Origin of the sequence: Streptomyces sp. CB02400 (assembly GCF_001905725.1) — a bacterium.
GTDB classification, from domain to species: Bacteria; Actinomycetota; Actinomycetes; order Streptomycetales; family Streptomycetaceae; genus Streptomyces; species Streptomyces atrovirens.
In genome coordinates this window covers 65,290-87,452 of record NZ_LIWB01000024.1, presented here as the reverse complement: position 1 = coordinate 87,452, position 22,163 = coordinate 65,290, and the positions used below count along the sequence as shown (strand labels likewise).

16 protein-coding genes, 1 tRNA gene and 1 pseudogene are annotated in these 22,163 nt (G+C 73.9%); 7 read left to right on the top strand and 11 right to left on the bottom strand.

The annotated features are described in order from the left end of the window. Positions 1-299: 299 nt before the first annotated feature. Complete coding sequence (locus AMK33_RS36645) at positions 300-1,637, top strand: hemolysin family protein (protein ID WP_073937367.1); 1,338 nt, start codon at positions 300-302, stop codon at positions 1,635-1,637. Next, positions 1,634-2,653 (top strand): hemolysin family protein, encoded by a 1,020-nt coding sequence (locus AMK33_RS36640; RefSeq protein ID WP_073937366.1) that lies wholly within the window; start codon positions 1,634-1,636, stop codon positions 2,651-2,653. The genes AMK33_RS36645 and AMK33_RS36640 overlap by 4 nt, the downstream gene beginning before the upstream one ends. A gap of 24 nt (positions 2,654-2,677) precedes the next feature. On the opposite strand, the gene AMK33_RS36635 is transcribed toward AMK33_RS36640, so the two are convergent. Then, positions 2,678-3,064: a hypothetical protein gene (locus tag AMK33_RS36635; protein ID WP_073937365.1), complete on the bottom strand. Its 387-nt coding sequence runs from the start codon at positions 3,062-3,064 to the stop codon at positions 2,678-2,680. A 176-nt stretch (positions 3,065-3,240) separates the two neighbouring features. Here AMK33_RS36635 and AMK33_RS36630 point away from each other — a divergent pair, with 176 nt between their 5' ends. The 4 genes and pseudogenes from AMK33_RS36630 to AMK33_RS36615 all read left to right on the top strand — a co-directional run. Next, a complete protein-coding gene (locus AMK33_RS36630; protein ID WP_073937400.1) occupies positions 3,241-5,070 on the top strand; it encodes a thiamine pyrophosphate-requiring protein in 1,830 nt (609 codons plus the stop codon). A 37-nt stretch (positions 5,071-5,107) separates the two neighbouring features. Next, positions 5,108-6,877: a glycoside hydrolase family 15 protein gene (locus AMK33_RS36625; protein WP_073937364.1), complete on the top strand. Its 1,770-nt coding sequence runs from the start codon at positions 5,108-5,110 to the stop codon at positions 6,875-6,877. A gap of 89 nt (positions 6,878-6,966) precedes the next feature. Next, positions 6,967-8,313: an L-seryl-tRNA(Sec) selenium transferase gene (gene selA, locus AMK33_RS36620; RefSeq protein ID WP_073937362.1), complete on the top strand. Its 1,347-nt coding sequence runs from the start codon at positions 6,967-6,969 to the stop codon at positions 8,311-8,313. Further along, positions 8,310-10,061: pseudogene (locus tag AMK33_RS36615) on the top strand (SelB domain-containing protein); the annotation flags it as partial. The gene selA and the pseudogene AMK33_RS36615, both read left to right, overlap by 4 nt. Positions 10,062-10,099: 38 nt before the next feature. Here AMK33_RS36615 and AMK33_RS42590 read toward each other — a convergent pair. Continuing rightward, positions 10,100-10,192 (bottom strand) — tRNA-Sec (locus AMK33_RS42590). Between the two features lie 57 nt (positions 10,193-10,249). On the opposite strand from AMK33_RS42590, the gene selD reads away from it, so the two are divergent. Next, entirely contained in the window at positions 10,250-11,275 is a 1,026-nt protein-coding gene (selD, locus tag AMK33_RS36610) for a selenide, water dikinase SelD (protein ID WP_073937359.1), read from the top strand. Between the two features lie 10 nt (positions 11,276-11,285). Here the strand turns inward: selD and fdh are convergent, their stop codons facing one another. From fdh to AMK33_RS36565, 9 genes are all read right to left on the bottom strand, one after another. Continuing rightward, positions 11,286-14,543 carry a formate dehydrogenase gene (gene fdh, locus AMK33_RS36605; protein WP_235618299.1) on the bottom strand — a complete coding sequence of 1,086 codons (3,258 nt, stop codon included), beginning with the start codon at positions 14,541-14,543 and terminating at the stop codon, positions 11,286-11,288. Positions 14,544-14,813: 270 nt separating this feature from the next. After that, positions 14,814-14,975 carry a hypothetical protein gene (locus AMK33_RS42585; RefSeq protein WP_158075159.1) on the bottom strand — a complete coding sequence of 54 codons (162 nt, stop codon included), beginning with the start codon at positions 14,973-14,975 and terminating at the stop codon, positions 14,814-14,816. Between the two features lie 319 nt (positions 14,976-15,294). Continuing rightward, complete coding sequence (gene nrfD, locus AMK33_RS36595) at positions 15,295-16,269, bottom strand: NrfD/PsrC family molybdoenzyme membrane anchor subunit (protein ID WP_201263143.1); 975 nt, start codon at positions 16,267-16,269, stop codon at positions 15,295-15,297. Next, positions 16,266-17,144 (bottom strand): 4Fe-4S dicluster domain-containing protein, encoded by an 879-nt coding sequence (locus tag AMK33_RS36590; protein ID WP_107425329.1) that lies wholly within the window; start codon positions 17,142-17,144, stop codon positions 16,266-16,268. The genes nrfD and AMK33_RS36590 overlap by 4 nt, the downstream gene beginning before the upstream one ends. A 57-nt stretch (positions 17,145-17,201) precedes the next feature. After that, positions 17,202-18,302, bottom strand: a complete 1,101-nt coding sequence (locus tag AMK33_RS36585) for a CapA family protein (protein ID WP_073937352.1) — start codon at positions 18,300-18,302, stop codon at positions 17,202-17,204. Between the two features lie 15 nt (positions 18,303-18,317). After that, a complete protein-coding gene (locus tag AMK33_RS36580) occupies positions 18,318-19,592 on the bottom strand; it encodes a hypothetical protein (protein ID WP_107425328.1) in 1,275 nt (424 codons plus the stop codon). Then, a complete protein-coding gene (locus AMK33_RS36575) occupies positions 19,589-20,887 on the bottom strand; it encodes a bifunctional glycosyltransferase family 2/GtrA family protein (protein WP_079195111.1) in 1,299 nt (432 codons plus the stop codon). Before AMK33_RS36575 ends, AMK33_RS36580 begins: the two co-directional genes overlap by 4 nt. Before the next feature lie 124 nt (positions 20,888-21,011). Continuing rightward, positions 21,012-21,527, bottom strand: a complete 516-nt coding sequence (locus AMK33_RS36570) for a hypothetical protein (protein ID WP_073937351.1) — start codon at positions 21,525-21,527, stop codon at positions 21,012-21,014. An 11-nt stretch (positions 21,528-21,538) separates the two neighbouring features. Continuing rightward, on the bottom strand, positions 21,539-22,045 hold the full coding sequence (locus AMK33_RS36565) for a SigE family RNA polymerase sigma factor (RefSeq protein ID WP_073937349.1): 507 nt from the start codon (positions 22,043-22,045) through the stop codon (positions 21,539-21,541). Positions 22,046-22,163 lie beyond the last annotated feature (118 nt).

Below are 22,163 nucleotides of genomic sequence, written 5' to 3'. Positions count from 1 at the left end.
TCCTTAAACGTGCGTGTGTTCCGTGAAGAGGGTGCCGCCCACGGGGCGGCCCGCGATATAACTTCTACAAGCGAGTAGAAGCATAGGGGATCGGCTCGAGGGAACTTTGCGTTTCCTTTACAGTTGGTGTCGTCTGTCGCCGCCGTCGGGAACACGGTTCCGGCCACGATCGTTATCCGTTCACACACCCACAGAAGGAGCACGTACTTGTCCGCCAGACCGACGGACCCCCCGGGGCACAGTCCCCGACCATCCCGCCAGGCATTTCCTGAGCACGGCACACGGCGGGATGGTGTTCGATGAGTGCCGCGAACGCTCTCCTGGGCCTGCTGGCCGTCTTCGTCCTGACCGCCGGCACCGGATACTTCGTCGCCCAGGAGTTCGCCTACGTCTCCGCCGACCGCCTCGCCCTGGCGCGCGAGGCCGAGTCCGGGGACCGCAAGGCCGCCCGCGCCCTGACGGTGCTGGAGCGGCTGTCCTTCATGCTGTCGGGCGCACAGCTCGGCATCACCGTGACCGGACTGGTCGTCGGCTTCATCGCCGAGCCCTCGGTGTCCGCCCTGCTGAGGCCCGCGCTGTCGGGCCTGGGCCTCCCCGACGCGGCCGTGAGCGGCATCGCGGTCGTGCTGGCCTTCGTGCTGGCCACGGTCGTACAGATGGTGCTGGGCGAGCTGGCCCCGAAGAACCTGGCCATCGCCGTGCCGGAGCGGCTGGCGAAGGCGCTGGCCGGCTCCACGCTGGCGTATCTGAAGGTCGTCGGCCCCCTCGTGCGCGTCTTCGACGGCGCGGCGAACAGGCTGCTGCACCGGGTCGGCATCGAACCGGTGGAGGAGCTGCACCACGGCGCCACCCTGGAGGAGCTGGGCCACCTGATCGGCGAGTCCCACGAGCAGGGCGCGCTGCCCAAGGACACCGCCGCGCTGCTCGACCACGCCCTGGAGTTCTCCGACCGGACGCTGGACGAGGTGATGGTGCCCCGCGTGGACGCCGTCTTCGTCCGCGAGGACGCCACCGCCGCCGAGGCGGTCGACCTCATCGCCAAGCACGGCCACTCCAACTACCCCGTCCTCGGCGACCACCCCGACGACGTCGGCGGCGTCCTCGGCGTGGCCGAGCTGATGCGCCTGCCCGCGGACCGGCTGCCGGACACCACGGCCGGCGCGGTCGCCCGGCGCCCGCTGCTGCTGCCGGACACCCTCCCGCTGCCCGACGCCGTGACCCAGATGAGGGAGCGGGGCGACGAGTTCGCGGTCGTCCTGGACGAGCACGGCGGCGTGGCCGGCATCGTCACCTACGAGGACATCGCCGAGGAACTCGTCGGCGACATCGCGGACGAGACCGACACCGTCACCCAGGTCGCCGTCGCGGACGGTGACGGCTGGCTGGTGGACGCGGGCCGCCGGCTGGACGAGGTGGCCGAGGCCACCGGCGTCGCACTGCCCGAGGAGGAGGACTACGACACCGTGGCCGGCCTGATCGTCGACCGGCTCGGCCGCTTCCCCGCCATCGGGGACCGGCTCACGGTCGAGCTGCCCGACGGCACCGCCGCCGTGATCGACGTACGCACCCTCGACCGGCACGTACCCGACCGGGTGCGGATCCGGCGGCAGGCCCGCAAGACGGAGGAGCAGGCATGAGTTTCCCGATGGCGCTCTTCGTCACCGTGCTGCTGCTGGTCGGCAGCGGATTCTTCGTGGCCGCCGAGTTCGCGCTGGTCGCCGCCAAGCGGCACCGCATGGAGAAGGCCGCGGCCGAGGGCCGGTCGGGCGCCAAGGCCGCCCTTGCCGGTATGCGCGAGCTGTCCCTGATGCTGGCCGGAGCCCAGCTCGGCATCACCGTGTGCACCCTGGGCCTGGGCTCGGTGTCCAAGCCCGCGATCTCCCACGAGCTCGACCCGCTGCTGCACAAGCTGGGCCTGCCGAGCGCGCTCAGCTACGGCGTCGCCTTCGCCGTCGCCATGGCCGTGGTCGTGTTCCTGCACATGGTGGTCGGCGAGATGGCCCCCAAGTCGTGGGCCATCGCCCACCCCGAGCGGTCCGCGATGCTGCTGTCACCGCCCTTCCGGGCCGTGGTGAAGGCCGTACGACCGCTGATCTCGGTGCTGAACAGGATGAGCAACGCCCTTGTACGGCTGTGCCGGGTCACCCCGCGCGACGAGCTGGCCTCCGTCCACAACCGGGAGCAGCTCACCCATCTGGTGGCGGAGTCCGAGCGGCTCGGCCTGATCAGCGAGACGGACTCGGAGCTGCTGACGCGCTCGCTGACCGAACCTCAGACCCCGGTACGGGAGCTGCAGGTACCGGCGTCCGAGATCGTCTCGGTGGACGGCGGCGCCGGCGTCGACGAGATCCTGCGCGTCGCCGCGGAGCGCGACCGCACCCGGCTCCTGGTCCGCGAGCACGGCACGGTCCTCGGCGCGGTGCACGCCCGGGACGCCGTGGTGGCCCGCGCCCGGGGACGGGCGGCCGGCGCCCGCGCCCTGGCCCGCCCGGTGCCCGAACTGACGGACGACGCCACGGTCGCCGACGCGATCGACCTGCTGCGCCGCCGCCGGGCCTCGCTGGCCGTGGTCCGCGACGGCTCCGGGCTGCTCACCGGCATGGTGAGCCTGGACGACCTGCTGGCCCGCTTCCTTCAGCCACAGGCGGCATGAGGCCCACCACGGGCCGGACCAGGGTCACCCCTCCATCCGGCGGCGTCGTTCGTTGTGCCAGGCGATGGCCCGCCGGATGTCCGGCTCGTGCAGTCCGGTCCGGCAGGCGAGCTGCACCATGGTGAGCACCGGCGGACCGGACGTCAGCACACGGGTGATCTTCGCCGCCCACAGCTCCTCCTCCACGAAGGGGCGGCGCCGGTACGCCTCGCGGAGCACGTCGAGGTGCGCCTCGCAGCAGGCGGTCACCCGGCGCAGACCGTCGAACCAGGTGTCGGTGGGGTGGGCGGAGGAGGAGTCCGGAACGTGCCCGCCCACCTCCTCACCGGCCGGGAAGGTCCTCCCGCAGAGGTCGCACAGCTCCAGCGGAAGGGTCTCGCAACGCCGTGCCTGCTTTCTGCGCTTCCACATCAAAGCTCCCGGTGGCCGGATGCGGCCAGCGTACTGCGGGGCACCGGTGCCCGGCCCGGTGGGCGTCGCGACGTTTGCGCCGGGCACCGCACGGAACCCGTCACCTTCCCTGACAGCGTGCTGCGCGGCCCCGTCGAGCGGACGCGCACCAGCGGAACGGAAGGTCGATGGCCGGCATGAAGGTTTCCGATTACATCCTTCAGCGCTTGCGCGAGTGGGAGGTGGACCACGTCTTCGCCTACGCGGGCGACGGCATCAACGGTCTCCTGGCGGCGTGGGGACGAGCCGACGACCATCCGAAGTTCGTCCAGTCCCGGCACGAGGAGATGTCCGCGTTCCAGGCCGTCGGCTACGCGAAGTTCTCCGGCAAGGCCGGTGTCTGCGCGGCGACTTCGGGGCCCGGCGCCATCCACCTGCTCAACGGCCTCTACGACGCGAAGCTCGACCACGTCCCCGTCGTCGCGCTGGTCGGGCAGACCAACCGCAGCGCCATGGGCGGCTCGTACCAGCAGGAGATCGACCTGCAGAACCTGTACAAGGACGTCGCCTCCGACTTCTGCGAGACGGCGATGGTGCCCGAGCAGCTCCCGAACCTCATCGACCGCGCCTTCCGCACCGCCTACGCGCGGCGCACGGTCACCGCGGTCATCATCCCCGCCGACGTGCAGGAACTGGACTACAGCCCGCCGACGCACGCCTTCAAGATGGTGCCGTCCAGCATGGGCCTCAGCCAGTACGCGCCCGTGCCCGCCGACGCCGACATCGAGCGGGCCGCCGAGGTCCTCAACGCCGGTGACAAGGTCGCCGTCCTCATCGGACAGGGCGCCCGCGGCGCCCGCGCCGAAGTGGAGGAGCTGGTGGACGTCCTCGGCGCGGGCGTCGCCAAGGCCCTGCTCGGCAAGGACGTGCTCCCCGACGACCTGCCCTACGTCACCGGAGCCATCGGCCTGCTCGGCACCCGGCCCTCCTACGAGCTGATGCAGGACTGCGACACCCTGCTGATGATCGGCTCCAGCTTCCCGTACACGCAGTTCATGCCGGAACTGGACCAGGCGCGGGGCGTGCAGATCGACATCGACCCGCACATGATCGGCATGCGGTACCCCTTCGAGGTGAACCTCGTCGGCGACGCGGCCGAGACGCTGCGCCGGCTCCTGCCGCACCTGAAGCGGAAGAAGAAGCGTTCCTGGCGCGAGAAGATCGAGAAGGACGTCGCCCGCTGGTGGGAGGTGATGCAGCGGCGCGCCGCCGTGGACGCCGACCCGATCAACCCGGAGTACGTGGTGCACGCCCTCGACGGCAGGCTCCCCGACGACGCGATCGTCACGGCCGACTCCGGTTCCGCCGCCAACTGGTACGCCCGCCACCTGCGGATGCGCGGACGGATGCGCGGCTCCCTCTCGGGCACCCTCGCGACCATGGGGCCCGGTGTCCCGTACGCCATCGGCGCGAAGTTCGCGCACCCGGAGCGCCCCGCCATCGCCCTCGTCGGCGACGGCGCCATGCAGATGAACGGCATGATGGAGATGGTCACGGCCGCCAAGTACTGGCAGGGCTGGTCCGATCCGCGGCTGATCGTGGCCGTCCTCAACAACCGCGACCTGAACCAGGTCACCTGGGAGATGCGGGCGATGTCCGGGGCACCGCAGTTCGAGGAGTCGCAAGCCATTCCCGACCTGCCCTACGCCGAGATCGCGCAGCGGATCGGGCTGGAGGGCGTCCGCGTGGAGAAGCCGGAGCAGGTCGAGGCCGCCTGGGACCGGGCGCTGACGGCCGACCGGCCCTTCGTCATCGACTTCCGCACCGACCCCGCCGTGCCGCCGATCCCGCCGCACGCGGAGCTGGACCAGATCGAGGCCGCGGCCTCCGCCGTGCTCAAGGGCGACAGCGATCGCGCCTCCATGGTGAAGCAGGGCCTGAAGGCCAAGGTGCAGGAGATGCTGCCGGGCACCCGGCACCGCTCCGGCCGCCCCGGCGCCGGAGCCGACGACAGCACCGGCAGGTGAGCCGGCCGGCCGGACGGCAGGGGAGCGTACGGCGAGAGTGAACGACGCGAGTGAGGGCGGGGGACGGTCCGGCGAGGGCCCCTGGGCGTTGCGCGACTACGCGCTGATCGCCGACGGCGAGCGCGGCGCGCTGGTCGACCCCCGCGGATCGATCGTGTGGATGTGCGCGCCCGCCTGGCACGACGGCGCCGTGTTCGCCGCGCTCCTCGGCGGGCCGGGCACCTACCGCGTATCCCCCCGCGATCCCTGGAACGTGTGGGGCGGCTACTACGAGGACGGCACCCTCATCCGGGTCAGCCGCTGGATCGTGGGGGGCGCCGTCGTCTCCTGCCGCGAGGCCCTCGCCGCACCCGCCGACACGGGACGCCTGGTGCTGCTGCGGCAGATCCGCGCGGTGCGGGGGGAGGCCCGCGTCCAGGTGGACCTCGACGTACGCGCCGACTACGGACGCCACCCGATGACGGACCCGCACCACGACGGCCGGGCCTGGCGGGCCCGCTCCGGCCCCCTGCACATCCGGCTCACCGGGGCCGACGAGGCCCGCCCCGGCCCCGACGGCGGGCTCCACGCCGAACTGCGCGTACCGGAGGGCGGGGTCCGCGACCTCGTCCTGGAACTCGGGGACGGTACGGGCGACACCGGCCCGGACGCGCGGGCCCTGTGGCGGCAGACCGAGGACTGGTGGGCGCGGGCCGTACCCGACTGCGAGGACACCGCCGCCCTGCGGGACACCCGGATGGCCTACGCCGTGCTGAACGGGCTCACCAGCTCCCGGGCCGGCATGGTGGCCGCCGTCACCGCCTCACTGCCCGAACGCGCCGACACCGGCCGCGACTACGACTACCGGTACGCCTGGATCCGCGACCAGTGCTACGCGGGCATCGCCGTCGCGGCGCACGGCCCGCACCCGCTGCTGGAACGCGCGGTGCGCTTCGTGTCCGAACGCCTCCTCGACGACGGGACGCACCTGCGGCCCGCCTACACCGTCGGCGGCGCGCCCGTGCCGCCCGAACGGTCCCTGCCGCTGCCGGGCTACCCCGGAGGCAGCGACCGGATCGGCAACCGGGCGGGCGGCCAGTTCCAGCTCGACGTGTTCGGTGAGGCCCTCCAGCTCTTCGCCGCCGCCGCCCGCCACGGCCCGCTCGACGCGCGGGCCGTGAAGGCCGCACACATCGCCGCCGACGCGGTCGCCGAACGCTGGGAGGAGCCGGACGCGGGACTGTGGGAACTGGAGACCCGCTGGTGGACACATTCCCGGCTGTCCTGCGTCGTCGGACTGCGGGACCTGGCCCGCGCACTGGGCACACCGGCCGCCGCCGGGTGGTCCTCCCTCGCGGACCGCATCCTCGACGTCACCCGGGCACGCTGCCTGCACCCCGACGGCCACTGGCAGCGCGCCGCGGACGACACGGGCGTGGAGGCGGCCCTGCTGCTCGCCCTGGCCCGGGGAGCGGTGCCGGCGCGCGACCCGAGCCTCCGGGACACCCGCGCCGCCGTGGCACGCCGGCTCGCGGTCGACGGCTACGTCTACCGCTTCCGGCACGGGGACCAGCCGCTGGGCGACGCGGAGGGCGCGTTCCTGCTCTGCGGGTTCACCATGGCGATGGCCGCACGGGCCGAGGGAGAGGAGACCGAGGCGGTCCGCTGGTTCGAGCGGTCCCGCTCGGCCTGCGGGCCCACCGGACTGTTCGCCGAGGAGTACGACGTCTCCCAGCGCCAGTTGCGCGGCAACCTCCCGCAGGCGTTCGTCCACGCCCAGCTCCTGGAGTGCTCCGCACGCCTCGGCCCCGCCACCGCCGGCTGGTGAGACCCGCCCGGCGTGTCGGGGCCCCGGACCGGGGCACTGGTGGACGATGAAGGACCGACCGGTGGCATGGGCCTGAACGGAGGAAGCGGGTGGAGCAGCGGGTCGCAGCCGATTCGACGGAGAGTACGCCGGGCGCGGACGTGCGACGGCGGATCCCGCGCACCGACGCCGTGCTGCGCGACCCCCGTCTGCTCGAGGCGGTGGACCGGCTCGGAACCGGGCAGGTGAAGTCGGCGGTCCACCGGGCCCAGCAGAGGGCGCGCGAGGGCGCCGTACCGCCCGAGAAGGTGGCCGACACGGCCGTGGCCCTGCTGCCGCGGTCGCCGGTCGGGCTGCGCCCGGTGATCAACGCCACCGGGGTGCTCCTGCACACCAACCTCGGTCGGGCCCCGCTCTCGGCGGCGGCCCGGCAGGCGGTGCGGGACGCCGCCGGGCCCACCGACGTCGAACTGGACCTGGGCACCGGCGTCCGGGCGCGCCGGGGCCGCACCGCCCTGGCCGCGCTGCGCGCCGCGGTGCCGGCCGCCGCCGCCGTGCACCTCGTCAACAACGGGGCCGCCGCCCTGGTCCTGGCCGCCACCGCCCTCGCCGCCGGACGGGAGATCGTCGTCGGCCGGGGCGAGCTGGTGGAGATCGGAGACGGCTTCCGCCTGCCCGACCTGCTGGTCTCCACGGGTGCCCGGCTGCGCGAGGTCGGCACCACCAACCGCACCACCGCCGCCGACTACGCCGAGGCCGTCGGCCCGCAGACGGCCTTCGTGCTGAAGGTGCACCCCTCCAACTTCCGGATCACCGGATTCACCCACGCCGCGGACGTCGCCGAACTCACGGACCTGGGCGTCCCGGTCGTCGTCGACATCGGCTCCGGACTGCTCACCCGCCACCCCCTGCTTCCCGAAGAGCCCGACGCCCACACCCAGTTGACGGCAGGTGCCGCACTCGTCACCGCGAGCGGCGACAAGCTGCTGGGCGGACCGCAGTGCGGACTGCTCCTGGGCCGCGAGGACCTGATCGGCGCCCTGTCCCGGCACCCGCTCGCCCGTGCCCTGCGCGTGGACAAGCTGACCCTGGCCGCCCTGGAGGCGACCCTCACCGGCCCCGCGACCCCCACCGGCGAGGCACTCGCCGCCGACCCGGCGGAGCTGACCCGGCGCGCCGGACGGCTCGCCGCGCTGCTGCGGGCCGACGGCGTCGACGTGCGGGCCGTGGCGAGCGAGGCGACCGTCGGTGGCGGCGGAGCCCCCGGCGTGACCCTGCCCAGCGCCGCCCTGTCCCTGCCCGAGCGCTACGCGACCGCCCTGCGCACCGGACCGGTCCCCGTGGTGGGGCGCCTGGAGGCCGGGCGGTGCCTGCTCGACCTGCGGGCGGTACCGGAACCGGACGACGAGCACCTCGCCGAGGCCGTACGGTCGGTCGAGGGACGGTGGGCGACATGAGGGTGCTGGCCACCGCCGGGCACGTCGACCACGGGAAGTCCGCCCTGGCCCGGGCGCTGACCGGGATGGAACCCGACCGGTTCGCGGAGGAGCGGCGCCGGGGCCTGACCCTGGACCTCGGATTCGTGTGGACCCGGCTCGACCCGCCGGACGGCGAGCACCTGGCCCTCGTCGACGTGCCGGGCCACGAACGGTTCGTCGCCACCATGCTGGCCGGCGTGGGACCCGTGCCGGCCGTGCTGTTCGTGGTGGCCGCCGACCAGGGCTGGCAGGAACAGTCGCAGGAACACCTGGAGATCCTGGACGCGCTCGGCGTGCGCCACGCCGTGCTCGCCGTCACCCGCAGCGACCTGGCGGACCCCGGCCCCGTGCGCGCGGACGCCGCCGAACGCATCGCCGCCACCTCCCTCGGCACCGTGCCGTCCGTCGCGGTGAGCGCGGTGACGGGCGAGGGGCTGGACCGGCTGCGCAAGGAACTCGCGGAGCTGGCACGCGCGTTGCCCGTCCCGCCGGCCGACGCGGACGTACGGCTGTGGCTCGACCGCGCCTTCACCGTGCGCGGTCACGGCACGGTCGTCACCGGCACCCTGGGCGCGGGCACCCTGCGGGTCGGCGACCGGCTGGTGACGGGCGACGGCACGACCGCGGTGCGGGTGCGCGGGCTGCAGTGCCTGCACGAGGAACGGGACGCCGTCGGCGGCGTGGCCCGCGTGGCGGTCAACGTCCACGGGGCGCCCGACGCCGTACTCGGGCGCGGCCGGGTGCTGTTGACGCCGGACCGCTGGCTGCTCACCACGACGGTCGACGCCCGCGTCGGCGGTACGCCCGTCGGCGAGCTGCCCCGCGAAGTCACCCTGCACCTCGGCACCGCCGCGGTGCCGGTGACCGTCCGGCCGCTCGGCGCGGACACGGCCCGGCTGACCCTCGCGCGGGAGCTGCCCCTGCGGATCGGTGACCGGGCGGTGCTGCGCGCACCCGGCGGGCGGCACACGCCCCGCGGGGTGACCGTGCTGGACGTCCGGCCGCCCCCGCTGACCCGGCGTGGCGCCGCCCGCACGCGGGCGGCCGAACTGGACGGCATGACCGGCCGCCCGGACGGCGCGGCGGAACTGGGACGGCGCCGGCTCGTCCGCCGTACGGAGCTGGAGGCCATGGGAGCGCCCGCTCCCGCGCCGCCCGTCGCCGGGGACTGGCTGGCCGACCCGGAGCACTGGGCGGCGCTGCGCGGCCGGCTGGGCGACGAGGTGGAACGGCACGCGGCCCGGCATCCGCTGGATCCCGGCCTGCCCACCGAGGCGGCCCGGCGGCTGCTCGGCCTGCCCGACCGGGCCCTGGTCGACGCGCTCGCCGACGCCCCGGGCACGGTACCGCTGCGGAGCGGCCACGGGCGGTTGCACGGCCCCGGACGGCAGGGGCCCCTTCTCCCGCCACCGGTCCGAGCGGCCGTCGACGCCCTCCAGGAGGAGCTGCGGCACTCGCCCTTCCACGCCCCGGAGGCCGGCCGGCTGGCCGAACTGGGCCTGGGCCGCAGGGAACTGGCCGCCGCGGTCACCGCGGGCGCGCTGCTGCGGGTCGCCGACGGCATCGTCCTGCTGCCCGGAGCGGACGCCCGCGCCGCCGCCGTGCTGCGCGACCTTCCCCAGCCGTTCACCCTGAGCGAGGCCCGACAGGCGCTGGACACCACGCGCCGGGTGGCCGTACCGCTGCTGGAGTTCCTGGACGGGCGGGGCCTCACCGAACGGGTGGACGACCGGCGCCGTCGCTGCCGGCCCGACGGCCCGGAGAGCGGAGGCGGACGGGAATCGAACCCGCCTGCCCGAGATCCTCGGGCACCTCGGTTTTGAAGACCGGGAGGGCCACCAGGCACCCACACGCCTCCACCGCCCGCCCAGGCTACCGGCTCACCCGCCCGATCCCCGACAAGGAGCCCAGGCACATGCACTCCCCGACTCGGACACCCGTACGCCTCACCCGGTTCGCGCACGGCGGCGGCTGCGCCTGCAAGATCCCGCCCGGAGAACTGGAGGACGTGCTCGCCGGGCTCTCCGGACCGGTGCCGGCCGCCGGCGACACCTCGCTCCTGGTCGGTCTGGCCACCGGGGACGACGCGGCCGTCGTCACCCTGCCGGGGGAGGGCGGGGCCACCTCACAAGCCGTCGTGTCCACCGCGGACTTCTTCACCCCCGTCGTCGACGACCCCTACGACTGGGGCCGCATCGCCGCCGCCAACGCCCTGTCCGACGTGTACGCGATGGGCGGGCGGCCGATCGTCGCCGTCAACCTGCTGGCGTGGCCGCGTGACGTCCTGCCCTTCGAACTGGCGCGTGAAGTCCTGCGCGGCGGACGGGAGATCGCCGCCGAGGCGGGCTGCCACGTGGGCGGCGGACACAGCGTGGACGACCCGGAACCCAAGTACGGGATGGCCGTCACCGGCCTGGCCGACCCGGACCGGCTGCTGCGCAACGACACCGGCCGGCCGGGCGTGCCCCTGTCACTCACCAAACCCCTCGGCCTGGGCGTGCTCAACAACCGGCACAAGGCCACCGGCGAGCGGTTCGAGCAGGCGGTGGCCACGATGGCGGCCCTCAACCGGGACGCCTCCGCCGCCGCCCTCGCCGCCGGCGCGGTCTGCGCCACCGACGTCACCGGCTTCGGCCTCCTCGGCCACCTGCACAAACTCGCCCGCGCCTCCGGCGTCACCGCCGTGCTCGACACCGCCGCCGTGCCCTACCTCGACGGGGCCCGCGAGGCCGTGCGGGACGGTTACGTCAGCGGCGGCACCCGGCGGAACCTGGACTGGGTGACGCCGTTCACCGACTTCGGGACCGCGGACGACGACACCCGGCTGCTCCTCGCCGACGCCCAGACTTCCGGCGGCCTGCTGGTCGCGGGCGAGGTGCCGGGCGCCCCGGTCGTCGGCGAACTCGTCCCGAAGGGCACGCACTCCGTCGTCCTCAGGTGAGCCCCACAGTTCACAGTTCGGTGCCGGTCTCCTCGTCGATGCCCGCCCGTTCCCGGTACGCGCGCACCAGCTCCCGGGCCGCCGGACCCCTCGGCCGGCGCCCCGGCCGGATGTCGACGGCGAACGCCTTCGCCTCCTGGATGTGCGTGTTGGGGTCGAGGGACAGATGCAGCAGCTCGTTGGCCGCGTCCCCCGTGCTGTAGCCGTTCGGGCCCCAGTGGTAGGGCAGCCCCACCTGGTGCAGGGTGCGGCCGTGCACGGTCAGCGGTGCCATCCGGTCGGTGACCAGCACCCGTGCCTCGATCACCGCGCGGGCGCTGACGATCGTCGCCCAGCCGGTGTGCGCGAGGCCCCGCTCGGCGGCGAGCGCCGGTGACACCTCGCAGAAGAACTCCGGCTGGAGCTCGGCCAGATACGGCTGCCAGCGGGACATGCCGCCCGCCGTGTGGTGCTCGGTCAGCCGGTAGGTGGTGGCGACGTACGGGAACACCTCGGTGCCCGGCGCTCCGCCGCTCGGCTGGTAGCGGTTGTCCGGGTGCGGCGGCAGCAGATGCCGTACCGGGTTGCGCTGACGGCCGTACAGGAGGTTCGGGAACGGCGAGTCCTGTGGCTCGTAGTGTGTCGGCAGCGGTCCGTCGGTGAGGCCGGACGGTACGTACAGCCAGGCCTTGCCGTCGGCCTGCATGATGAACGCGTCGGTGCCCGACAGGGCATCGGGGCCGGTCGCGTCCTTCGGCGGCCGGTGGCCGGGGGACTTGTCCTTCTTGAAGTCGGGGACGTCGTGCCCGGTCCACTCGCCCGCTTCCGCGTCCCACCACACCAGCGCCTTGCGCTCGCTCCACGGCCTGCCCTCCGGGTCGGCCGAGGCGCGGTTGTACAGCACCCGGCGGTTGGCGGGCCAGGCCCAGCCCCACTCGGCGGCGACCCAGTTCTGTTCACCGCCGGGTGTACGGCGGTCGGCCTGGTTGACGCCGTCGGCACGCACCCCGCAGTAGATCCAGCAGCCGCAGGAGGTGGAGCCGTCGTCCGCCAACTGCTCGTAGCCCGACAGCGGGGCGCCCTCGGCGTCATGGCCGTTGATCTCGTCCAGCACGGACTCGGCGTCCGGCTCGGCGAGCGGGCCCTTGGTGGGGTAGTCCCACGTCAGGTCGAGCAGCGGCCGGTCCATCGGATCGGTGGACGCGGCGAGCTTCTCCCGGATGATCCGCCCGAGGTGGAAGGTGAACCAGAGGTCGCTGCGCGCCTCGCCGGGCGGCTCGACGGCCTGGTGGTGCCACTGCAGCAGCCGCTGGGTGTTGGTGAAGCTGCCGTCCTTCTCGGTGTGCGCGGCGGCCGGCAGGAAGAACACCTCCGTGCCGATGTCCTCGGTGCGCAGCTCACCCGTCCCGATCTCCGGGCCGTCCTGCCACCAGGTGGCCGACTCGATGAGCGAGAAGTCCCGTACGACGAGCCAGTCCAGGTTCGCCATGCCCAGGCGCTGCAGCTTGGCGTTGGCGGAGCCGACCGCGGGGTTCTCGCCCATCAGGAAGTAGCCCTTGCAGACGCCCTCGAGCTGGGCCATGACCGTCTCGTACGTGGAGTGGGAGCCGGTCAGCCGCGGCAGGTAGTCGAAGCAGAAGTCGTTCTCCCGGGTCGCCGCGTCGCCCCAGTACGCCTTGAGCAGGCTCACCAGGTAGGCGCGCATGTTGCCCCAGTAGCCCTTGGGCGCCGCGTCGGCCCGGACGAAGGCGTCCAGGTCCTGCCTCTGGTGGGCGTGCGGCATCGGGATGTACCCGGGCAGCAGGTTGAACAGGGTGGGGATGTCCGTCGAGCCCTGGATGGAGGCGTGCCCGCGCAGCGCGAGGATGCCGCCGCCGGGCCGGCCGATGTTGCCGAGCAGGCTCTGCAGCACGGACGCCGCGCGGATGTACTGCACACCGACCGTGTGCTGGGTCCAGCCGACCGCGTACGCGAGGGCGGTGGTGCGGTCCCGTCCGGAGTTCTCGGTGACCAGGTCGCACACCTGGCGGAACAGGTCCTGCGGGACCCCGCAGATCCGCTCCACCATCTCGGGCGTGTAGCGGGCGTAGTGCCGCTTGAGGACCTGGAAGACGCAGCGGGGGTGGGTCATCGTCTCGTCGCGTTCCGGCTCGCCCTCCGGGATCGTGGGACCGCCGGAGCCGTGGGACTCACCGCGTGCCGCCTCCGCGACGTCCGGAGACTCGCTGAGCTTGTCGAACTGCTGGTCCCGCTGCCCGGAGGCCGCCTGCACGTCGACCCCCCGGTACTGCCAGGTGCTCGGGTCGTAACTGCGGCTGTCGGCGTCGAGCCCGGAGAAGACACCGTCGAGGTCCTCGGTGTCCCGGAAGTCCTCCCGCAGGATCACGGGCCCGTTGGTGTACGCGACCACGTAGTCACGGAAGTACTTGTCGTTGCTCAGTACGTGGTTGATGATCCCGCCGAGGAAGGCGATGTCCGAACCGGCCCGCAGCGGTACGTGCACGTCGGCCAGGGCGCTGGTACGGGTGAACCGGGGGTCGACGTGGACCACCTTCGCCCCGCGGGCCTTGGCCTCCATCACCCACTGGAACCCGACCGGATGGCACTCGGCCATGTTCGAGCCCTGGATGACGATGCAGTCGGAGTGCTGCAGGTCCTGCTGGAAGGTGGTCGCGCCGCCGCGGCCGAACGAGGTTCCCAGACCGGGAACGGTGGAGGAGTGTCAAATACGCGCCTGGTTCTCGATCTGGACGGCCCCCATGGCGGTGAACAACTTCTTGATGAGGTAGTTCTCCTCGTTGTCCAGCGTGGCCCCGCCCAGGCTCGCGACGCCGAGGGTGCGCCGGGTGCGGGCCGCGTCGACCTCCCACTGCCAGCCCGCCCGGCGGGCCTCGATCACCCGGTCGGCGATCATGTCCATCGCCGTGCCGAGGTCGAGGCGTTCCCAGTCGGTGCCGTGCGGACGCCGGTACAGCACCTGGTGCTCGCGCGCGCCCCCGGTGGTCAGCTGCAGGCTGGCCGAGCCCTTGGGGCACAGCCGGCCGCGCGAGACGGGGGAGTCGGGGTCGCCCTCGATCTGGGTGACGCGCTCGTCCTCCACGTACACGTTCTGGCCGCAGCCGACGGCGCAGTACGGGCAGACCGACTTCACCACCCGGTCCGCCGTGGCGGTGCGGGGCGCGAGCCGCCCGCTCGGCCCGCTCCTGGCGGCGGCGCCGCGGCCCAGCGGGTCGGTGCCCTTGAGCTGGCGGTAGACCGGCCAGGAATCGATCCAGGTGCGCACGCCCATCACGTCTGCCCTTTCCGGAGTACGCGTCTGCCCGGCCGGGGTACCCACCCCCGCGCGCTCCAATCCGGGGCGTACATCGCGCGGAAGCGCACAATGGCGACGGCACGAAGGTGACGAAGGAGGGTGTGGCATGCCCCTGAGGCACGTGGCCCACGGGATCCGGGCCTCGCTGCGCAACAACGGCCAGGCCTACGGATACTCGGTGTCGATCACCATCGCGCTGGGGCTGCTGAACGTCGAGGCGAAGGTGTCCGGTTCGGCGTCCTACATCTACTTCGCGCTGGGCGCGGCCGTGGCCTTCAGCGTCCTGGAACTGCTGGCGACCACCGGGTTCCGCAAGGCCCTGGAGGAGGGACCGAGCACGGTCACGGCCATGGGCGTCTCGCTCAGCCTGGTCTCCGTCGGCGTCTCGGCGCTCCTGGCGTGGGCCACCGCCTCCCTCGTCGGCGGCGTGGCCGGTGACCTCCTTCGTGGTGTCGGTCGTCTACCTGCTGCTGGCCGGGACGGAGTTCGCCCTCGCGGAACGGGCCCAGCGCTCGCCGTCCCCGGACGACCAGGACCACCGCTGACGCCTGAGCGCTCCGCCGGAAGTACGGATATGTGTCGTTGGTCGTCTGCGGCGCCGTCGTGGCTGGTCGCGCAGTTCCCCGCGCCCCTTTGGGACGCCGTCGGACCCCGTCGGATCCGCCCCGGACCCCGTCGGATCCGCCCCGGACCCCGTCGGATCCGCCCCGGACCCCGCCGGACCCGCTCAGGACTCCCCGGCCCGCGACCGGGCCGCCAGTCGTTCCCGCTGCGGTACGACCGTGTACCGGGGATCCTCGGCCGAGGCCACCCCGGCGTGGAACACGCCGAGCCGCAGGGCGGCGGAACCGGCCAGCAGGGCCGTGCCGGCGAGGGCGGTGAGCGCCCGGTTACGGCGGCCCGCGCAGGCCGCCAGCGCGGCGCCGCCGGCCGTGAGCACCTCCGCGGCGCGCAGCCACGTCCGCGGCCCGCCCTGCTCGTACGGCTCGGCCGCCAGTCCCATGTTCCGCTTCATGAGCCGGAAGGCACCCAGTTCGAGCAGCGCGCCCAGGACGGCCGTACGGCGCGCCGGACCCGTCTGGTCCGTGGGCGCCGCAGCCAGGGCCAGACCGGCCGCCGCGGTGGCGCCGGAGCCGGCGAAGACGAACGGCAGCTCGCGGTATCCCTCGTGCCACGACGGCACGGCGGTGTCGGAGATCAGCACGGCGGTGTACGTCACCACCGCCGGGCCGAGGGCGGCGGCGGACGCCGTGGCGGCGGCCCCCGCGACCCTGTACCTGCCCGCGACGTCGGCGGCGGCCGCGGCCATCGTGAGCGGCGCGTAGGTCGCGAGCAGCCACGAGCCCATGCTCATCGGGGACGTCGGCTTGAAGACGCGGAGCATGTTGAGGAAGCGGGCGGGACGCCCCAGGTCGTGCACGAGTGCCGCCGTCGAGAGGGAGATCGCGCCCACCGCCCCCAGTTTCGCCGTGCGGGCCAGCGCGGGCCGGGCGGTGGCGTCCGCCCCGGCGGCCAGCAGCGACGACGCCCCGGCGAGACCGCCGAGGAAGAGGTAGCCCGCGATGTCCAGGGGCTTCCACGTGGGCCTGTTGAGGACCGGCCTGCCGTAGTACGACGTGAACTCGGCGTCGGGGACCATGGCCCGCTCGCCGCGCCCCCGGCGGCGCCCCGCGCCCCTGGCGCCGTCGCGGGACCCGCTCATCGGGGCCTCCCGACGAAGCCGGCGACGGCCAGCGCGGCGAGCGAGGCCGCGGCCGCCGCCGCGTGCCGCCACATGGCGGGCAGGTCACGGGTGGTGACGACCGGGTCGGGCGGCAGCCCGTACACCTCCGGCTCGTCCAGCAGCAGGAAGAACGCGCCGTCACCCCCGACGCCGTCCTCCGGGTCCTCGCCGTACAGACGGGCGTCCGTCGTCCCGGCCGCGTGCAGCTGTGCCACCCGGCCCGCCGCGCGTTCCCGCAGCTCCTCCAGCGGGCCGAACTGGATGGAGTCGGTCGGGCAGGCCTTGGCACAGGCCGGTTCCATGCCGTCGCCGAGCCGGTCGTAGCACAGGGTGCACTTCCAGGCGCGTCCGTCGTCGGGCCGCTGGTCGATGACGCCGTACGGACAGGCCGGCACGCAGTAGCCGCAGCCGTTGCAGATGTCCTCCTGGACGACGACCGTGCCGAACTCGGTGCGGAACAGCGAGCCCGTCGGGCACACGTCGAGGCAGGCGGCGTGCGTGCAGTGCTTGCACACGTCGGAGGACATCAGCCAGCGCATCTCACTGCCGCCGGGGGAGTCCGCGAGATCGCGGGCGGCGTCGAAGACGTCGACGTCGTCGTGGCCGGTGCTCCCGCCGGCGGGCCGCGCGCTCTGCTCGACGAAGGCCACATGCCGCCAGGTGCTCGCACCGAGGCCCTGGGTGTTGTCGTAGGACATGCCGGTCAGTTCGAGGCCGTCCTCGGGGATCGCGTTCCACTCCTTGCAGGCCACCTCGCACGCCTTGCAGCCGATGCACACCGTGGTGTCCGTGAAGAAACCCATGCGCGGCGGCGGATCGGTGTGCCCGGCCGCGTGCGCGACGTCGTCCGTCATACGGGACCTCCTGCCTCAGCCGGGCACGGGTGCCCCCGCCGGGCCCGGCCGAAACGGTCACCGCGGGGCGAGGGTGAGCGCGCCGTCCGGGTCGAGTGCGATGCCCACGCCGCTGACCCGGTCGAGCGTCTCCCGCAGCCAGGCCCGGTCGTCCGCCGCGGCGGGCTCCAGCCGCATCCGCCGCGTTCTCAGCGGCACCATGCGCAGCCCGGACGGGTGCCCGCCGTCCGGGGGCACCGACAGCAGACAGGCGAGCCGCAGGTCGTCGCGGTACTCCTCGTAGCCGGTGATGCCCTCGTAGTCGTCGACGAAGTCGCCGCAGCCGTAGAGGATCACCCGGCCGCGGTACATCTCGACCGGGCGGGGATGGTGCGAGGAGTGGCCATGGACGACGTCCACACCCCCGTCGACCAGCGCGTGGGCGAAGCCGACATGGCTCCGCGGCACATGATGGCCCCAGTTCGAACCCCAGTGCACGGACACCACCGCGACGTCCCCCGGACGCTTCGCCTGCCGCACCCGCCGGACGACCGCCTCCGCCGCGGCGGCCGACGGCTCCGCGAGGAACGCCACCCCGGACTGCTCCGCCGTCGCCGCCCAGCTCGGCGGGATGCCGCTGGACATCATCCCCAGGGCGAACACCAGCACCCGGCCGCCCTCGACGGGAACCACCGCCGGCGCGTACGCCTCGTCGGCGTCCCGTCCCGCGCCCGCCGTCCTCAGACCCGCGCCGTGAAGCACGTCCAGCGTCTCCCGGAGCCCGGGGCGGCCGAAGTCGAGCACATGGTTGTTGGACAGGACGCACACGTCGGGACGCGCCACCTCCACGGCGGGCACATTGGCCGGGCTCATCCGGTAGTGGACGGCCTTCCCGGGCGCGAACGCGTCGCTCCGCGTCACTGAGGTCTCCAGATTGACGATCCGCACATCCGGGGCGGCCCCACCGAGCACCTCCAGCGCCCGGCCCCACGGCCACGAGAACGGGACCGGCCGGGGAACCGGGCCGCTCACCGCCTCCGCCAGCTCCACATAGCCGCGCGCGTCCCGGACGAAGTCCTCCCGCAGCGCGGGATCGCCCGGGTGCGGAAGGATCTGGTCGACACCACGCCCGAGCATCACGTCCCCGCACAGGAACAGCGTCACCGTCCCGGCGCCCATGCCTCCACCGTAGGACTACGGCACGCCCAGTTCGAACAGGACGTATCCCGCGTACGAGCCGGAGGCCAGGGCCGCGGTGCCCAGCACCGTGGCCAGCGAGGGCCACCTCAGCCGGCGCATGGCCAGGGCGAGCGGGACGAACAGCGGGAACAGGGGGAGCAGATAGCGGGAGACGTTGCCGAAGTACTGCTGGGTGGCCATCACCATCAGGTACGACAGCACCGTGTACACGACGAGGACGGCGGGCGGGCGCAGCCGCATCAGCAGCACCGTCAGCACCGGCACCAGCAGCACCACCCCGACCCCGATCAGGTCCTCCACGGGCATCGCGAACCGGTAGTCGAAGTGCCCGACGGGTACGGAGGTCAGCACGTCGAGACTGTGCCGGCCCCAGTCGAACTTGTGGGCCCAGGCGCCGTCCTGGAGCTTGTTGTAGCCGCCCCAGTCGCCCATCCGGTAGCCCACCCAGCCCAGATAGCCGGCCACGCCCAGCGGGGCGATCGCCACCGCGACCAGCGGGCGGCGGATGCCCTCCTCGCGGCGCCACACCGCGAGCAGTCCGGCGACGGCGAGGGCGGCGACCAGGGTGACGGCGGTGGGCCGGGCGAGGCCGGCGGTGAAGGTCAGCACCCCGGCGGTGAGCCAGTGCCGGGTCATCACGGCGTAGCAGGCCCAGGCGGCCAGCGCCGTGTACACGGACTCGGAGTACACCGCCCACTCCGCGCCGGAACCGGGCCACACCGCCCACAGCCCCACGGCGACCAGACCGGCCCGGTGCCCGCCGAGCCGGGCCGTGACGGCGTGGATCCCGAGCGCCGCGACGAAGGAGGACACGACCGACACGGTCATGCCGGCGCCGTACGGGCCGAGCCCGGTGACCTCCGAGACCATCCGCATCAGCGCCGGGTACAGCGGGAAGAACGCCGCCGAGTTGCCCTCCAGGGTGATCAGCCCGGTGGCGCCGGGTATCGGCTCCAGCGCCGGGTCGTAGCCGTGCAGGGCGATCTGCTGGTACCACCAGCCGTCCCAGCTTCCCAGCACGTCCCAGGTGTGGGCGCCGCCGCCGAAGCGCGGGTGCTTCTCGCGGAAGTCGCCGGCCGAGTCCAGCAGGTACATGAAGACGGCGAAGCCCACCAGCTTCAGCACGCCGTACGTCGCGAGGACGGGTCCGTAGCGCACGGCGGCGCGGCGCAGCCGCTCGCGTGGGTCCGGGGCGGCCGGCGGGGCGGTGTCGGGCCGGGGCACGGGGGACGGGGCCGGGCCGGCCTGGTTCGTCGGGGCGGTGGTCATGAGGTCGGGGATCCTGTCGTACGGCGGGAGCGCCGGCCGGGGAACACCCAGGCCCGCAGAAGAAGGAAGCGCAGCAGGGTCGCGGCGAGGTTGGCGGCGACCAGCGTCAGCAGCTCCACCCGGGGCCCGGCCCCGGGCGCCGCGCGGTGCAGCACGGCCAGCGAACCGCTGGTGAGGGCGAGGCCGACCAGGAACGCCGCCAGCCCCTTGAGCTGGTGGCGCAGTACCCCGGTCCGGCCGCGCACCCCGAAGGTGAGCCGCCGGTTCGCGGCGGTGTTGGCGACGGCGCTGGCCAGCAGGGCGAGCGCGTTGGCCGCCTGGGCGCCCGCGGCGGGCCGGAGCACGCTGTAGAGCAGCAGGTAGAACAGGGTGCTGGCCGCCCCGACGGCGGCGAAGCGGAGCAACTGGGGGACCAGCGCGGGCGGCAGCCCGGCGGCCCCGTCGAGTTCCCCCGGGCGGCGCAGCGCGGCCAGCGGCAGCCGGCCGCCGGCCAGGGCGCGCCCCAGCCGGGCCATGCCGCGCAGGTCCGCCAGCGCCGTGGACAGGATGTCGACCCGGCTGTCGGGGTCGTCCACCCAGTCCACCGGCACCTCGTGGATGCGCAGTCCGGCACGCTCGGCTATCACCAGCAGCTCGGTGTCGAAGAACCACCCCCGGTCCTCGACCAGCGGCAGCAGCCGCTCGGCCACGTCCCGCCGTACCGCCTTGAAACCGCACTGCGCGTCGGAGAACCGCACGGCGAGGGTGCCGCGCAGCAGCCCGTTGTAGCAGCGGGAGATGATCTCCCGCTTCGGTCCGCGCACCACCCGGGAGCCGCGGGCCAGACGGGTGCCGATCGCGATGTCCGAGTGCCCGGAGATCAGCGGGGCCACCAGCGGCAGCAGGGCCGCGAGATCGGTGGACAGGTCCACGTCCAGATAGGCGAGCACCGGCGCGGACGACCGGGACCAGGCGGTGTGCAGGGCCCGGCCGCGGCCCTTCTCGGCCAGCCGTATCCACTCCGTCCCCGGCAGCTCCCGCGCCAGCCGCTCCGCGATCGCCGGAGTGCGGTCCGTGCTGGCGTTGTCGGCGACGGTGATCCGGAACGTGTAGGGGAAGGTCTCCGCGAGGTGCGCGTGGAGCCGCCGGACACAGGGCTCCAGGTCGTTCTCCTCGTTGTGCACGGGCACGACCACGTCCAGGACGGGTTCCGGATGGTGCGCCGGCAGCGGCGCCCGGCGCGGCAGCGCCACCTGCGCCGCGGACGCGGCGGATGAGCGGCGGTCGGTCGGTGCCGACCGCCTCGCGGTTCTCATGACGGGTTCACGGTCTCTTTCCGGCGTACGGCATGACGGGGCCCTGGTACGGGCATGCCGCGCCCGAGTGGTGGTCGGGGGAACGGCCCGGGGCGGGGTCGCCCACGGGCGGGGATCGGAGGGGCTAGCCGCTGCCGGCCGACTCCTCACCGGCCGAGGCGGAGGGCCCCCGTGCCGGTGACGTGGACGGCGGTGCGGTCGGCGGCGGTGCCGTCGTGGCCCGCCGGGTGGTGTCGGGCGTGCTGGTCGGCGGGAGCGAGGTCGGCGTGCCGCCGTACCCGGGTGACGTGGTGCCGGCGTCCGTGGTCCCGGGCGTGTCCGTCGGCGGCCACGACACGCTCGGGTCCGCATCCGGGGCGGACGTCGTCGGCTCCGGGGACACCGGCGGCGGCGTCGGACTGGTCGCCGGCAGCGGCCGCCGGTCGGCGGGCAGGGACCGGGAGCCGGCGCCGGGCAGCAGGGCCAGTCCGACGCTCAGCCCGGCCACCGCGAGGGCCGAGCCGCCGGCCCGCCACAGCAGCCGGACCCGGCGGCGGACCCGGATGCCCTCGTACAGGCGCTCCTGGTGCTCGGACCGGAAGGGAGCCGGCTGCCGGGTGTCACGCATCATGCGCGTCAGCTCACGCTCGAAGTCGTCCATCGCTTCTCCCCTCACCCCACGGGCCTGACGGTGTCGGACAGGATCTGCCGCAGCCGCGCCACACCGCGCGACGCGTGGGAGCGCGCGGTGCCCACCGGACAGCCGAGGGCCTGCGCCACCTGGCCCTCGGGCAGGTCCTCGCAGTAGCGCAGCACCACCGCGGCCCGCTGCCGGGGCGGCAGCAGCGCCAGCGCGGCCTCCAGCCGCGAGCGCTCCGCGACGGCCGACGACACGTCGCCCGGCCCGGCCCGGTCGGGCAGCTCGCCCACCGGGCGCTCCCCCCACCAGCGGCGCCGGGCCGAACGGGCCGCCATCCGCACCAGCACCTGGCGCACATACGCCTCCGGGGCCTGCTCGGCGACCCTCGGCCAGACGAACCACAGCTTCACCAGGGCCTCCTGGACGAGGTCCTCGGCGCGCTGCCGGTCACCGCCGGTGAGCAGCCGCGCGACATGGAGCAGCGCCGACCAGCGGGCAGCCACGAACTCGTCGAAGCCGTCCACCCGAAACCGCTCCATCCCCACCGCCCCGTGTCCGAACAACCCCTTACACCTGAGACAAAGACTCATGACCCGGCGAAACGATGCACCTAAGTGCTGTGATCCACCTCACCTCGGACGCGCTCGCCTCGGACAC

Coding starts and splice junctions, on each gene's coding strand:
- selD (WP_073937359.1), top strand. CDS start 10,250: ATGCACTCCCCGACTCGGACACCCGTACGCCTCACCCGGTTCGCGCAC.
- AMK33_RS36590 (WP_107425329.1), bottom strand. CDS start 17,144: ATGACGGACGACGTCGCGCACGCGGCCGGGCACACCGATCCGCCGCCG.
- AMK33_RS36585 (WP_073937352.1), bottom strand. CDS start 18,302: ATGGGCGCCGGGACGGTGACGCTGTTCCTGTGCGGGGACGTGATGCTC.
- AMK33_RS36570 (WP_073937351.1), bottom strand. CDS start 21,527: ATGGACGACTTCGAGCGTGAGCTGACGCGCATGATGCGTGACACCCGG.
- nrfD (WP_201263143.1), bottom strand. CDS start 16,269: ATGAGCGGGTCCCGCGACGGCGCCAGGGGCGCGGGGCGCCGCCGGGGG.
- AMK33_RS36645 (WP_073937367.1), top strand. CDS start 300: ATGAGTGCCGCGAACGCTCTCCTGGGCCTGCTGGCCGTCTTCGTCCTG.
- AMK33_RS36565 (WP_073937349.1), bottom strand. CDS start 22,045: ATGGAGCGGTTTCGGGTGGACGGCTTCGACGAGTTCGTGGCTGCCCGC.
- AMK33_RS36580 (WP_107425328.1), bottom strand. CDS start 19,592: ATGACCACCGCCCCGACGAACCAGGCCGGCCCGGCCCCGTCCCCCGTG.
- AMK33_RS36630 (WP_073937400.1), top strand. CDS start 3,241: ATGAAGGTTTCCGATTACATCCTTCAGCGCTTGCGCGAGTGGGAGGTG.
- AMK33_RS36635 (WP_073937365.1), bottom strand. CDS start 3,064: ATGTGGAAGCGCAGAAAGCAGGCACGGCGTTGCGAGACCCTTCCGCTG.
- AMK33_RS36640 (WP_073937366.1), top strand. CDS start 1,634: ATGAGTTTCCCGATGGCGCTCTTCGTCACCGTGCTGCTGCTGGTCGGC.
- AMK33_RS36575 (WP_079195111.1), bottom strand. CDS start 20,887: ATGAGAACCGCGAGGCGGTCGGCACCGACCGACCGCCGCTCATCCGCC.